At 64.8% G+C, this 13,857-nt stretch carries 14 protein-coding genes; 10 read left to right on the top strand and 4 right to left on the bottom strand.

Translation table 11 applies throughout. The features are described from left to right. Positions 1-69 precede the first annotated feature (69 nt). Both rimO and HCO70_RS11815 read right to left on the bottom strand, forming a co-directional pair. Positions 70-1,428, bottom strand: coding sequence for a 30S ribosomal protein S12 methylthiotransferase RimO (gene rimO / locus HCO70_RS11810; protein ID WP_172296357.1), 1,359 nt, complete (start codon positions 1,426-1,428; stop codon positions 70-72). A gap of 40 nt (positions 1,429-1,468) precedes the next feature. Then, entirely contained in the window at positions 1,469-3,346 is a 1,878-nt protein-coding gene (locus HCO70_RS11815) for a tetratricopeptide repeat protein (protein ID WP_172296359.1), read from the bottom strand. 152 nt (positions 3,347-3,498) lie between these two features. Between HCO70_RS11815 and HCO70_RS11820 the strand changes: the two genes are divergently transcribed. The 4 genes from HCO70_RS11820 to HCO70_RS11835 all read left to right on the top strand — a co-directional run bounded on the left by HCO70_RS11820 (position 3,499) and on the right by HCO70_RS11835 (position 7,030). Then, positions 3,499-3,717 (top strand): hypothetical protein, encoded by a 219-nt coding sequence (locus HCO70_RS11820; protein WP_172296361.1) that lies wholly within the window; start codon positions 3,499-3,501, stop codon positions 3,715-3,717. A 91-nt stretch (positions 3,718-3,808) separates the two neighbouring features. Next, the gene (locus HCO70_RS11825; RefSeq protein WP_172296363.1) at positions 3,809-5,791 is read left to right on the top strand and encodes an AsmA family protein; all 1,983 of its coding nucleotides are present in this window, start codon (positions 3,809-3,811) and stop codon (positions 5,789-5,791) included. A 26-nt stretch (positions 5,792-5,817) separates the two neighbouring features. Beyond that, a complete protein-coding gene (locus HCO70_RS11830; protein ID WP_172296365.1) occupies positions 5,818-6,348 on the top strand; it encodes a dihydrofolate reductase family protein in 531 nt (176 codons plus the stop codon). A 193-nt stretch (positions 6,349-6,541) separates the two neighbouring features. Then, the gene (locus HCO70_RS11835) at positions 6,542-7,030 is read left to right on the top strand and encodes a hypothetical protein (RefSeq protein WP_172296367.1); all 489 of its coding nucleotides are present in this window, start codon (positions 6,542-6,544) and stop codon (positions 7,028-7,030) included. A gap of 48 nt (positions 7,031-7,078) precedes the next feature. Here the strand turns inward: HCO70_RS11835 and HCO70_RS11840 are convergent, their stop codons facing one another. Beyond that, a complete protein-coding gene (locus HCO70_RS11840; protein WP_172296369.1) occupies positions 7,079-7,642 on the bottom strand; it encodes a GcrA family cell cycle regulator in 564 nt (187 codons plus the stop codon). 79 nt (positions 7,643-7,721) lie between these two features. Continuing rightward, on the bottom strand, positions 7,722-8,681 hold the full coding sequence (locus HCO70_RS11845) for a DMT family transporter (RefSeq protein WP_172296371.1): 960 nt from the start codon (positions 8,679-8,681) through the stop codon (positions 7,722-7,724). Positions 8,682-8,936: 255 nt separating this feature from the next. Here HCO70_RS11845 and HCO70_RS11850 point away from each other — a divergent pair, with 255 nt between their 5' ends. The 6 genes from HCO70_RS11850 (at position 8,937) to HCO70_RS11870 (ending at position 13,856) form a co-directional block, all read left to right on the top strand. Continuing rightward, on the top strand, positions 8,937-10,121 hold the full coding sequence (locus HCO70_RS11850; RefSeq protein ID WP_172296373.1) for an aspartate aminotransferase family protein: 1,185 nt from the start codon (positions 8,937-8,939) through the stop codon (positions 10,119-10,121). 79 nt (positions 10,122-10,200) lie between these two features. Then, positions 10,201-11,127 carry an ornithine carbamoyltransferase gene (gene argF, locus HCO70_RS11855; protein WP_172296375.1) on the top strand — a complete coding sequence of 309 codons (927 nt, stop codon included), beginning with the start codon at positions 10,201-10,203 and terminating at the stop codon, positions 11,125-11,127. A gap of 69 nt (positions 11,128-11,196) precedes the next feature. After that, on the top strand, positions 11,197-11,385 hold the full coding sequence (locus tag HCO70_RS24845; protein ID WP_253913255.1) for a hypothetical protein: 189 nt from the start codon (positions 11,197-11,199) through the stop codon (positions 11,383-11,385). A gap of 48 nt (positions 11,386-11,433) precedes the next feature. Continuing rightward, positions 11,434-11,904, top strand: coding sequence for a class I SAM-dependent methyltransferase (locus HCO70_RS11860; RefSeq protein WP_253913256.1), 471 nt, complete (start codon positions 11,434-11,436; stop codon positions 11,902-11,904). 84 nt (positions 11,905-11,988) lie between these two features. Continuing rightward, the gene (gene gndA / locus HCO70_RS11865) at positions 11,989-13,401 is read left to right on the top strand and encodes an NADP-dependent phosphogluconate dehydrogenase (protein WP_172296377.1); all 1,413 of its coding nucleotides are present in this window, start codon (positions 11,989-11,991) and stop codon (positions 13,399-13,401) included. Continuing rightward, entirely contained in the window at positions 13,389-13,856 is a 468-nt protein-coding gene (locus tag HCO70_RS11870; protein ID WP_172296379.1) for a GNAT family N-acetyltransferase, read from the top strand. The genes gndA and HCO70_RS11870 overlap by 13 nt, the downstream gene beginning before the upstream one ends. Position 13,857: the final 1 nt, after the last annotated feature.

Consider the following 13,857-nt stretch of genomic DNA (forward strand, 5'->3'; position numbering starts at 1 on the left):
GAGGGAGTCGGAGCTATGCGCACGGCATGCCCGTGCGGGCGTTTGCCGTCACAACCGCCAGTCAGCGCCTCAGACCAGCCGGCCCCACAGGTCGTAGTCGCCGGCCTCGTCCACTTCGACGGTGACGATATCGCCCGCCGACAGCGCCTCGAACCCCGCGTCGATGAACAGGTTGCCGTCTATCTCGGGCGCGTCGTGCACTGTGCGGCAGGTGGCGGCGTCTTCCTCGACGAGGTCGACGATCACCTGCATCCGCCACCCGACCTTGGCCTCGAGCTTCGCTTCAGAGATTGCCTGCGCCTTTTCCATGAAGCGCTCCCAGCGTTCCTGCTTCAGTTCTTCAGGCACGTGATCCGCCAGCGCGTTCGACCGTGCGCCGTCGACATTCTCGTATTTGAAGCAGCCGACACGGTCGAGCTGGGCCTCGTCCAGCCAGTCCAGCAGAGTTTGAAACTCTGCCTCGGACTCGCCGGGATAGCCGACGATGAAGGTGGAGCGGATCGCCAGGTCGGGGCAATCCGCGCGCCAGGCGGCAATTTCGTCAAGCGTCCGCGCGGCAGCGGCGGGGCGGGCCATGCGACGCAGCGTGTCGGTGTGCGCGTGCTGGAACGGGATGTCGAGATAGGGCAGCACCAGCCCCTCGGCCATCAGCGGGATCAGTTCGCGCACATGCGGGTAGGGGTAGACGTAATGCAGCCGCACCCAGGCGCCGAACTGGCCAAGCTCGCGGGCGAGCGGGACGATGGGGGCCTTCTCCGCGCGGTCCTTCCAGTCGGTGCCGTAGGCGGAGGTGTCCTGGCTGATCACCAGCAGTTCCTTCACGCCGGCTTCCACCAGCTTTTCCGCTTCGCGCAGCACCGCCTTTTGTGGCCGCGAGGCCAGCTTGCCGCGCATGTCGGGGATGATGCAGAACTTGCAGGCGTGGTTACAGCCCTCGGAAATCTTGAGATAGCTGTAGTGGCGCGGGGTCAGCTTGACGCCGGAAGATGGCAGCAGGTCCACGAACGGGTCCGGCGCGGGCGGCACGGCGCCGTGGACTGCATCCAGAACCTGCTCATACTGTTGCGGGCCGGTGACTGCGAGAACCTTGGGATGCGCGCCGGTGATGTAATCGGGCTCGGCGCCGAGGCAGCCGGTCACGATCACGCGGCCGTTTTCCTTCAGCGCTTCCCCAATGGCTTCGAGGCTTTCGGCCTTAGCGCTGTCAAGGAAGCCGCAGGTGTTCACGATCACCGCATCCGCCCCGCCGTAATCGGGCGAGATGCCGTAGCCCTCTGCCCGTAGCCGGGTCAGGATGCGTTCGCTGTCCACCAGTGCCTTCGGACAGCCGAGCGAAACCATGCCGATGGTTGGCTGGCCGGTGCGTTTCGATTCCATAACGCGGGCCCGGGCGAGGTCCGGGCGGAGATCTGGCGGATTTGCTGTCATGACCGCGCGATATAGGGACTTCGATCGCTGCGGAAAAGGGCTATTCCGGTAATCCCATACGTAACAGCGCCTCCATGTAGTCGGGCTGGAAGTCGCGCGCGGTGGGCGGGATGCAGTCCATCAGGTAGCTGATGGTCAGGTGCGGATAATGCTTCAGGAGCTGGCGTAGTGCCTCTTCTGCCTTGTCCTTGCGACCCGCGAGTGTGTAGACACCGGCCATCACGCGCCAGACCCAGGTGCAGCCTGGATTGGCGCGCATGCCGTCCTGCAATAGCTGTAGCGCGCCGTCGATATCGCCCAGCGTGCGCCGGGCCACGGCGCGGCCGAAGATCATGTTGAAGCGGAACGGGTCCAGCGGGCTGAGCGCCTCGGCACGGTCGAAGGCCAAAAGCGATTCCTTCGACCGGTCGCAATAGGTGTAGGCCCAGCCGCGCCGCATCCAGCCCCAGGCGTTGTTCGGGTCGATGGCGAGTGCGCGGTCGATGAAGCTGTTGGCCAGTTCGATATCGTTCGAGGACAGCGTAACAGCCGCGCCGATGGCCACCAGCGATGGCGCGTGGTCGGTCACCCGCTGCATGGCGGCATAGGCGGTCTCCATCGCGGCCAGATGGTCGCAGCGCGGGTTGTCGGACCACATGTAACTGGGCTGCTGACCCAGCGCCCAGGCCTTGTAGGCGAGCGCCGGTGCGTAGTCAGGATCGCGTTCGAGCGCGGCGTCGAGCAGTTCGATCGCGCGCTTGTTCTCTTCCTTCCGGTGGGTCCAGAAATGCGGCAGCGCGGTCAGCGTCAGGTCATAGGCGGAGCGGTCGCCGGGCGGGCGGCCGCGGGCGCGCAGGATCTCTGCCTGCCGCAAGTTGGGCGAGAGCTGGCCCGCCACATGCGCCGCGATCCGGTCCTGCAGGTCGAAGAGGTCGTCCATCCGGTCGTCGTAGCGGTCGGACCACAGCGTGGCGCCGGTGTTTCCGTCAACAAGTTGCACGGTGATGCGGACGCGGTCACCGGCGCGGCGGACGGTGCCCTCGACAAGATAGTCGGCGCCGAGTTTCGCGGCGGTTTCGGCGGTGCCCAGCCCCTGGCCGTGCAGCGCGAAGGCGGACTGCCGGGCGATCACCCGGAAATCGTGGACATGGCTCAACGCGCCGGTGATTTCCTCGACGACGCCGTCGGCGAACATATCGTCGGCGACTGACAGCTCCTCGAAAGGCAGGACCGCGATGGTCGGCTCGCGCCCCTGTTCGGCTGGCACGACCGGGCGCACCACACCCTTGCGCAGCGCGTCGGCCAGAGCGTCGGTCTCTGCCGAGGGGTCACTGTCATATTCGGCCCTCTGCCGCTCTGTGAAGCGCTGGAACGCCGCCAGGGCCACCGTTGGCTGGCCGCAAAGGACCGCAGCGCGCAGTAGTGCCTGAATCGCTGCCTCGTAGTCCGGATCGGACGCCAGCGCGCGTTCTGCGTACTCCTGCGCCGTATCGCCCTCGCCATTCTCCAGCGCCGCTTCTGCCTCGCTCACTGCAGCCGCCGCTATCTCGCCGGGCCGGCGCTGTCTTGCGTCGCGAAGCCAATCCTCAAAGGGTGGTGAGCTGATCGCCAGCCCGTCGAGCAGCAGCGTGCCGGGCGGTCCCGGCGCGATCTCGATCTCTGCCAGCGTTACGGTGTCCCGATCCGCGGTCAACACGCCTTCGGGCAGCGCCTTGCGCAAATTGGTCAGTTCCTGCCGTAGCGAGGCGCGGGCCTGGTCCTCTCCACGGTCGCCCCAGAGGAGCGTCGCGAGTGCTGTGCGGCTCGCACGGCCGTCCGGCGCGAGGGCCAGATGTGCCAGCATTCCGCGCCCGCGTGCGGACAGTCCAACCAAAGGCGCGCCCTTGTGCGGGCGGGCCTCGAAAGGTCCGTCGATCCGAAGCGTCAGGCGCGGCTGCATCGCGAGAAAGGGGCCTGTTTGCGTTATCCGTCGTCATTTTTGACGGAGTTTTGACGGAATGCCACAGGAAATCCGGGGCGATTTTGACGGCTTTCGAACGTCGCATGCGGATGCTGGGACCATAACGAACACAGCGCCCAATGGAGATCAGCATGACCACCCAGACCAAGACCCGCACAACCTTCCTTCCCAACATCACCCGTGGCCGTGGCCTTTTGGCTCGCCTGCTCGGTGCCGACGCCAGGTATCGCCAGTCGCAGAACCTGCGCCACCTGACAAACGCGGAGCGCCGCGACATGGGCCTGCCGGAAGAGCACGACCCGTTCGCCAGCGCCCGCGCCAACGTCAGGTTCCTGACCGGCCAGTGGTAAACCGCCGTCGCGTCCTAATCTCCCTGCGAATTCCTTGAGCGGGCCCTCGGGCCCGCTTATCGTGTCTGCCAGTACGGGCAGGAGTTGCAGGATGCGTTGGGTTCTCAGGATTGCGCTGGTTCTCGTGGCGCTGGTGATTGTGCTTGGCGTCGGCTTGCTGCTGTTGCCGGCCGACCGCATCGCGCGAATCGCGACCGACCAGTTCGAGGTGGCGACGGGCCGCCAGATGACCGTCGAAGGGCCGGTGCGGCCGACGCTGTGGCCGACGCTGGGCATCTCAACCGGCCCGGTTACAATCGCCAATGCTGAATGGTCACAGCAGGGCCCGATGTTGACAGCGGAAAGCCTAAACGTCGGGGTCGATCCGATGGCGCTGATCCGCGGCGACGTGCGGATTACCGGAGTCGACGTGCAGGGCCCGCGGGTTCAGCTGGAGATCGCCGCGGACGGGCGCGCGAACTGGGACATGCGGGCGGCCGCGGCGGACGTGGTGGCTGCCGCGACAAGCGACGCGGGGGAAGGCGGCCCGGTGGCCTCGTCCACCACGCTGCCTGCCTTCTCGCTGGATGAGGCGCGGCTGAGTGCCGGCAATCTCGTTTACCTCGACAACCGCTCCGGCCAGCGTTTCGAGCTGTCGGAGATCGACGTAAACCTGCGGCTGCCGGATTTCAACGGATTGGCGGAACTGGACCTTTCCGCCGTCACGCAGGGGCAGCGACTTTCGGTGACGGGCGCAGTCGACGGGTTCTCCGCCTTTCTCGGCAGCGGCGCCGTGCCGGTGACCCTGACAGCGGGGATAGGCGATGCTAGCCTAAGCTTCGATGGCCGCGCCGGGCTGGCGCCGATGGCTATAGGCGGCCAGGTTTCGGCCGATTTCCCGGATATCGCCACGGTGTTTCGTGCCGCCAACATGGCGGCGCCGAACATCCCGCGCGGGCTTGGGCGTTCCGCAAAGATCGACGGCGAGGTGACAGTGACCGAGGACAGCCGTGCAACGCTTCGCAACGCCTCGGTTCAGCTTGACCAGAACATCATGCGTACAGCGATGGACGTGGCCCTGCGCGGCGAGCGTCCGAGGATCACAGCACAAATCACCGCAGGCGCGCTGGATCTGTCGGGCCTGACCGCGGATGAGGCGGCTGGAGGCACCGAGAGTGCGGCGGGCTGGTCCAGAACCCCGATCGATGTCAGCGCGCTGCAGGCCGCGGATGCCGAGATCGCGCTGACCGCCGACAGCATCGACCTTGGCGACGCGCAGCTGGGCCGTACCAACCTGCTGACCAGGCTCGAATCGGGACGGATGGTGACCGAGATCCGCGAGTTGGCAGCCTATGGTGGCCAGTTCGCCGGAAATGCCGTAGTGAACAGCCGTGGCGGACTGTCGACCCGGGTGGACCTCAAGGGCACCGACGTGGCCCTGCAGCCACTGCTGACGCAATTCGCGGGATATGATCGGTTGCTGACGACAGGGGACGTTTCAGTGAACATGCTGGGCGTTGGCAATGACATGCACACGCTGATGAACAGCCTCGAAGGTCAGGGCTCGGTCAGCTTTGGAAAGGGCGAGCTGCGCGGCCTCGACCTTGTCGGGATGCTGCGCACGCTCGACACCTCTTATGTCGGTGCCGGGCAGAAGACGATCTTCGACAGCATTTCTGCAAGCTTCAACGTGAAGAACGGGGTGCTGCGGAACGACGACCTGGCCTTCAAGGCGCCACTGGTCACGGCGACGGGCAAGGGTTCCGTCGGGATCGGGGCGCAGACCCTCGACTATCGCCTGTTCCCGGTGCTGCTGGAAAGCGCCGGCGGCGGGCTCAAGGTGCCGCTGAACATCACCGGCACCTGGGCGAACCCGCGGTTCCAGCTCGACCTGGACGAACTGGTGAAACAGCAATACGGCGACGAGATCGAGGAACTGAAGGGTCAGGCCGAAGACGCGGTGACCAAGCGTATCAACGAAGAACTCGGCACCGATCTGAAGACGCTCGACGGTGTCGAGGATGTACTGAAGAAAGAGCTGAAGAACCGCGGCGCAGGCGGGCTGCTCGACCTGCTGGGCGGAAAGCGCCCCTGACATTCAACGGGAGGAGTTGGTGACACATGGCGAAGTTCGTCTTCGGAATGAACCTGTCGCTGGACGGCTATGTCGATCACATGAAGTTCGCGCCGGACGCCGAACTGTTTCGTCACTGGATCGAGGCCGTGCGCAGTGCGGCCGGCAGCCTCTATGGCCGCCACCTTTACGAGATCATGCGCTATTGGGATGATGATGACCCCGGCTGGGGCGAGGAGGAACGCGAATTTGCGAACGCTTGGCGGAATCAACCGAAATGGGTCGTGTCGCGATCATTGGCGTCGGTCGGACCGAACGCCAGGCTCATCTCTGATGACATTGAAGCGACAATACGAAGGTTGAAGGAAGAGCAGAACGGGGAGATCGACGTTGGGGGACCAGTCCTGGCGCATAGCCTGGGAGAACTAGGCCTGATCGACGAGTACCGGCTGTATTTCCACCCCGTCGTGCTAGGAGACGGCGCGCCGTTCTTCGCGGGTTCCCTGCCGCCGCTGCGTTTTGTCGCCAGTGACCGGGTCGGCGGAGAGGCGATCAGACTGACTTACCTACCGGTGTAAAGCACGCGAGCGCTTTCAGGACAGGCAGGATCACGTTGCGTGACCGGGCGGGTCACGACGGTAGCGCTGCGGAGTCGGCTGTCACTTTTTGGAAAATGGGCGATCATTTCAGTTTCGATACACGCGCAGCTTGTTATGAGCTGTGGCTACCAGTAGCTTCTCGGCGCGAGGCGGCATTCAGAGAGGCGAGCGAATGACATGTTTCCAGACAAAATGGATCGCGGTCGCGATTTCAGTTGGCGTTGGAACGATTTCGGCGTCTGGCGCATCGGCGCAGGACGTCCCCGATATTGTCGGGTCCTGGCAATGCACGAGCGACGGCGTGTCGGCCTATCACGGGTTCCAGCCGGGCGGCGAATGGCAACATCAGATGGTGATCACGGAGCAGCGCGCCCTGATGTTCAGGGGCTACATCCAGTTCGATTTAGACCGGCTGATTCATAGCGACTCACATATCAACATCGAAGGTCACGAAGTTGTCGACGACCAAGACAGCAAGGTTACGATCCGGGAGGATTTCGTCGGGACATTCGGATGGGATAACGCTTTTACCATCGTCGATCATGGCGATCTGGGCGTGCGCGAAGGCAGTATTCACAACAAGGATACGCTACGACAGGTGTTCCGGCGACCGGGCGACGCACCTATTGCATCTCGCGAGGTTTGCACGCGGCTGAAATAGCCGCGTTGCTGTCACGTATCGTCACTCCGGCAATGACCGGAAGGCGCCTCAGCGGCGGCGATCGCGGCGCGAACTCATCGGCTGGAAGGCAACGCCCACATGTGCTTCACAGTAAGGCTTGCCGGGCTGAACAGCTAGGCCGCAGAACCAGAAGTCATCCGTCGCTGGGTCGCCGATGGGCCATTTACATGTTCGCTCGGTCAGCTCCATCAGGCTGATCCGCTTCGCTTTTTTCTCCACCTCACGGACGGAGGCCAGCGCCTCGGGGCTGATCTCGTTCGCGGACGGCTGCGGCGGCAGCGGCTGTCCGGCGGGGATGATCTGTTTTCGGGCAACAGGCGCGGCGGCGGCCGGGGCTGGGGTTGGCTCCGGCGCTGGTTCCGGCTTTGGCGCTGGCGTCGCGGCTTCCGGTTTCGGTGAGGGCTTTTCGGCCTCGGCGGGCTTTCCAGCCGGAGCCGGGCCGCCGGCCCGGTTTGACAGGCCCAGCCGATGCACCTTGCCGATCACCGCATTGCGGGTCACCCCGCCCAGTTCCTTGGCGATCTGGCTGGCGGACTGGCCCTCGCTCCACATCTTCTTCAAGAGCTCGACACGCTCGTCGGTCCAGGACATCTCGGTTTCCTTGTTATCCGGATCGGCCACGGCCTTCCGCGCCTTGCGCGGCGGCCAGCAAGCCGGTCCCTGAATTGGGTCAGTCCTCTATACTAGTCACGGATGGCGCAGACGCAAGCGGGCCAGCCGATTCGGCGTCATTCGCCGCAGCCGCGTTGTCGCTCCGCCGCATAGCCTCGCGCCACGCCAGAAGCGCCGCGCCGGCGACGATCACCGCCGCGCCCAGGATCGACACGGTATCCGGCAGCACACCGAAAAACATCAGGTCGTACAGCGCCGCAAAAACCAGCGTGCCGTAAGAGAACGGCGCCACCAGGCTCGCCTCCGCCCGGGCCATCGCGTTGACGAAGCAGACCTGCGCCGACAGCATGATGACCCCGATCCCCGCCAGCGCCGCCCATTGCGCCGCCGTCGGCGCCTGCCAGACCGGCAGCATGGCCAGTGTCGCGACGCTGACGCCGATGGTGTTGTTGACCAGTAGAATCTGCCGCCACGGCTCGCGCCCCGACAGCCGCTTGATGAAGATCATCTCGATCCCCATCGCCACTGCCGCCGCCAGCGCCAGCATCGCCGCTGGCTGGAAACTCTCCGGCCCTGGCCGTAGCAGGATGACCATGCCGACCAGCGCTATCCCCGCCGCGCCCCAGCGCACCCGCCCCACGGTCTCGCCTAGGATCGGGATCGCCAGCAGCATCGCGAAGACCGGGCTGAGAAAGCTGATCGCGGTCGCATCGCTCAGCGGGATATAGGCCACGGATGCGAACGTCAGGCTGACCCCGCCCCAGCCGCAGAAGGAGCGGCCGAAATGTAGGGTCCAGGCCGGATGCCGAATGGGTTCGCCTCGTTGCGCAAAGATCGCCGAAATTGCGACGAAGGCAAACAGGAACCGCCCCCAGCTGACCTGCAGCGGATGGAGCGGCGGCCCGAACACGCCGGTGCCGATCGCCTTCGCCAACAGCGTCGTTCCGGCGAGGAACACCGTGAAGATCACCATCAGCCCGACGGCCATGCGGTTGTTCTGGGGCACCGGCTGGAACATGTCCGCCGCTATGCGGCGCGTTGCATCCGGGCGCAATAGGTAACATGGCGCTGTATTCCCGCTTCCCTTCCGCAACGTTCCGCGCTAAGAGCCAGCCCCATGATCGCACGCGCCCATCTCCGAGACACGCGACGCCGAGCCTGAGGCTCCGGCAACCGATCCCCCGTGGGCATTCCGCCCGCATCCCTCATCGACATTGACAGGCTTCCGCCGATCCGGCACTTCAATAGCCTCTTTCCGCAAAGGACATGCGCCATGATCCCGTCCGTTCTGCCGACCTATAACCGGGCCCCCCTTTCCTTCGTGAAGGGCGAGGGCAGCTGGCTGATCGCCGAGGATGGACGCCGATATCTCGACCTCTGCGCCGGGATCGCGACCGATGTTCTTGGCCACGCCAACCCCGACCTCGTGGCGGCGCTGACCGAGCAGGCCAACGCGCTCTGGCACGTGTCGAACCTCTACACCATTCCGCAACAGCAGAAGCTGGCAGACGCGCTGGTCGAGGCGACCTTCGCCGACACCGTCTTCTTCACCAATTCCGGCACCGAGGCCTGCGAACTGGCGGTGAAGATGGCGCGCAAGCATTTCTACGAGGCGGGCCAGCCCGAAAAGACCGGCATCATCACATTTGCCGGTGCCTTCCACGGCCGCTCCTCCGCCGGCATCGCCGCCTCCGGCGGCGACAAGATGGTCAAAGGCTTCGGCCCGCTTCTGCCCGGCTTCACCCAGGTTCCCTGGGCCGATTTCGACGCGATGAAGGCTGCGGTGAACGAAACCACCGCCGCCATCCTCGTCGAACCCATTGCAGGAGAGGGCGGCATCAAGCCGCTGTCCGACCAGCAGCTGAAGGATCTGCGTGCCTTCTGCGACGAGAACGGCCTGCTGCTGATCCTCGATGAGGTGCAATGCGGCATGGGTCGGACCGGCCGCCTCTTCGCCCATGAATGGGCCGGCATCGCGCCGGATATCATGATGGTCGCCAAGGGCATCGGTGGTGGTTTCCCGCTGGGCGCCGTGCTTGCCACCGAAGCTGCCGCTTCGGGCATGACCGCCGGCACGCATGGTTCCACCTATGGCGGCAACCCGCTGGGCTGCGCCGTCGGCCTGAAGGTGGTCGAGATCGTGTCCGATCCCGCCTTCCTCGCCGAGGTGAACCGCAAGGCGGGCCTGTTGCGGCAGAAGCTCGAGGGCCTCGTCGCCGATCACCCGGACGTCTTCACCGAGGTGCGCGGCAACGGCCTTATGCTTGGCCTGGTCTGCAAACCCGCCAATACCGATGTGGTGAAGGCGGGTTACGACGCCGGGATGCTGATGGCGCCCGCCGCCGAAAACGTGATCCGCCTGCTGCCCGCGCTGAACATCGGCGACGCGGAGATCGCGGAAACTGTCGCGCTTCTCGACCGCACTGCTTCCGTCATCGAAGCGAAAGAACCCGCCTGATCTTTCTTCTGGCTTAAAATATCCCGGGGAGCGCGAGGGGCTGGCCCCTCGCATCCGCCGCCGACAAAAGCGATTCCGAATGACCCACTTCCTCGATATCCACAAAACCGACCCCGACGCACTCCGGTCGATCATCGACAATGCACAGGCGATGAAGGCCGCGCGGAACGGCCGCCCGAAAGGCACGCCCGACGACGAACAACCGCTCGCGGGCCGCATGGTCGCGCTGATCTTCGAGAAACCGTCGACCCGCACACGCATCTCCTTCGATGTGGGCGTGCGCCAGATGGGTGGCGAGACGATGGTGCTCTCGGGCGCTGACATGCAGCTGGGTCATGGCGAGACCATCGCCGACACCGCCCGCGTGCTAAGCCGGTACGTCGACTTGATCATGATCCGGACCTTTGAAGAGGCGACGCTGCTAGAGATGGCCGAACACGCAGATGTGCCGGTGATCAACGGGCTCACGAACCGTACGCATCCCTGCCAGATCATGGCCGACGTGATGACTTTCGAGGAGCATCGCGGCCCCATTACCGGGAAAAAGGTCGTCTGGTCCGGCGACGGCAACAACGTCTTCGCCAGCTTTGCCCATGCCGCCGGGCAGTTCGGGTTTGACCTGACCTTCACCGGGCCCGAAACGTTGGATCCGGAACCGGCATGGTTCGATTTCTGCGCCGCCAAGGGCCACCCGCTCACCGTTCAGCGTAACCCGGAAAAGGCAGTTGAAGGCGCCGACCTTGTCGTCACCGACACCTGGGTCTCGATGCACGATCCTCAATCCGCCCGTGAACGCCGCCACAACCAGCTGCGCCCCTACCAGGTTAACGAAGAGCTGATGCGCCACGCCAGGCCCGACGCGCTGTTCATGCACTGCCTGCCCGCCCACCGCGACGACGAGGCGACCAGCGCGGTGATGGACGGCCCGCATTCGGTGATATTCGACGAGGCGGAAAACCGGCTTCACGCGCAAAAGGCGATCATGCGGCATTGCCTCGGTGTCTGACGCAGCGCCGAGCTTCTTGCCCGGTTCGGCATTTCCGCGTCTATTTCTGCGATAGCAGATGAGGGAACGGTGACAGTGGCGAAAGAGACGAGCCCGAAAGCGAAGGCGCAGAACCTGACCGAACTCGCGGATGTCTACGGCTCGGATAAGGGCTCAACCAAGCATCGTTATACCGAACTATACCACATGCTTTTCCTGCCCTATCGGAACAGGTCCATCGATTTCCTGGAAATGGGGCTGCAGATCGGTGGCCCGTAGCACGGCAAGAGTGAGGACCGGGAAACGACCGACCTGCCGTCCGTGCGGATGTGGCTGGAGTTCTTTCCGAAGGCGCATATCCACGGGCTCGACGTGTCTGACTTCGGCTGGTTCACGCATGATCGGTTCACGTTCCATCGCTGCGATATGAACGAGCGGGAGAATATCGCCAGCGCGGCGGCTGATATGCCAAACTTCGACATCATCATCGATGATGCGAGCCACGCGAGCCACCACCAGCAGAATGCGTTCCTGGAGCTATTCCCGCCGCTGAAATCAGGTGGGCTTTACATTATTGAGGATCTGCGCTGGCAGCCCGAGACCTACGAGCTACCCGACATTACCAAGACTGCGGTTCTGTTCCGCGGTTTTTCGGAGACCCGCAGCCTTCACCACTCGGACCCTGTCTTCGAGGAAGCATTCACCGCGCTTGCGCCAGAGATCTCCGGTTGCTTTGTGTTTCAGGCCGGGTATGACCGCAAGAGGCGCGACCAGGTGGCCGTTGTTCATAAGCGATGAGGCGGTTCCGGCCACGGCCCGCGTCTTTCGCTTGTCTCTGCCGTCGCCGCGCTTAGGTTAGAACCGGCATCAACGGAGGACGGCATGGCAGAGGCACGGATCGGGCTTGTAGGTCTGGGGGTTATGGGCGCGAACCTGGCGCTCAATATCGCCGAAAAGGGGTTTCCCGTCGCCGTTCACAACCGGACCACCAGCGTGATCGACTCGTTCATTGCGGATGCGGGCCCTCTGGCCGACAACCTCGTCGGCGCCGAAAGCTATGCGGACATGGCCGCCGCCCTTACGCCGCCCCGCGCGGTCATCATTATGGTCAAGGCCGGTGGCCCGGTCGATGCGGTGATCGAGGACCTGAAACCGCATCTCGACAAGGGCGACATCATCATCGACGCCGGCAATGCCGATTTCAACGACACCCGCCGCCGCGAGGCCGCGTTGCGCGCGGAAGGCTTCCGCTTTGTCGGCATGGGCGTGTCCGGCGGCGAGGAGGGCGCGCGGCATGGGCCCTCGATCATGGTCGGCGGTGCCGAGGAGGCCTATTCGGCAATCAGCGAGATCGTCGAGGCCATCGCCGCCCGGTATCAGGACAGCCCCTGTGCCGCGCATCTCGGCCCCGATGGCGCCGGGCATTTCGTCAAGACCGTGCATAACGGCATCGAATATGCCGACATGCAGATGATCGCCGAGGTCTACGGTATCTTACGCATGGGCGACGGCCGTAGCCCTGAGTCCATCGGCGAGCTTTTCGCCGACTGGAACCAGGGCCCGCTGCAATCCTATCTGGTGGAAATCACCGCCAAGGTTCTGGCGGCCACCGACCCGGAAACCGGCAAGTCGATGGTGGATGTAATCCTCGACAGTGCCGGCCAGAAGGGCACCGGCCGCTGGACCGTGATCGAAGCTTTGAAGTTGGGCCAGTCGCCATCGACCATCGAGGCCGCCGTCGCCGCCCGCTCGTGGTCCGCCGCAAAGGCCCTGCGTGAGACCGGCGAGACGCTTTTGGCCGCGCATGACGCGAAGGATACCGGCCCCAAGGTGCTGGACGGCGATCTGGAGCGTGCGCTGCTGGCGGCGCGGATCATCGCCTACGCCCAGGGTTTTGCGCTGCTGTCGGCGGCGTCGGAGGAGTTCGATTGGACCCTCGACCTGGCCCGCACCGCCGAGATCTGGCGCGCCGGCTGCATCATCCGCTCGTCGCTGCTCGACGATATCTCCGGCGCCTTTCGGGGCGAACTGCCCGGCGGCAGCCTGATCCTCGCCCCTGCCTTCGTGCGCATCCTCGGCGACAGCGTCAGCGCCTTGCGACGCGTGGTGGCGCAGTCTTCGGTTGCCGGCCTGCCGGTGCCGGCGCTCGCCTCGGCGCTTTCCTATTACGACACCATGCGGCTTGGTCGCGGCACAGCCGCGCTGATCCAGGCGCAGCGTGACTTCTTCGGCGCCCACGGCTTCGGCCGGGTCGACAAGGAAGGCGACGGGTTCCACGGGCCGTGGGGACTTTGACGCCCACGCTCCGGCCTGCGCGGGCGGACGAATTGCCCGCGCTCTCGGACCATTGCCTGCGGTCGAAGAGCCATTGGGGCTATGACGCGGATTTCCTCGAAGCCTGCCGGGCGGAGCTGACGCTGACGCCGGAAACGCTGGCGCGTGGTCCGCTGATGGTGGCGGAGATCGATGGCCGCCTCGCCGCCACCGTCCAGCTGATCCCAGACGGCGACGGCGCGGAGTTGGCGAAGCTCTTTGTCGATCCGGATTTCATTGGCACCGGCTTGGGAAAATACCTGTTCCGCTGGGCCGAGGACGAGGCGCGCCGCCGCAACATCCGCCGCCTGCATTTCAGCGCCGAACCGCTTGCCGTGCCTTTCTACCGCGCCATGGGCGCGCAGGTTACTGGGGAGGAGCCGTCCGGCTCCATTCCCGGCCGCATGCTGCCGGTGCTGGAAAAGACCCTCGACTGAC

The organism is Pseudoruegeria sp. HB172150 (assembly GCF_013184805.1).
Classification (GTDB): Bacteria; Pseudomonadota; Alphaproteobacteria; order Rhodobacterales; family Rhodobacteraceae; genus Psychromarinibacter.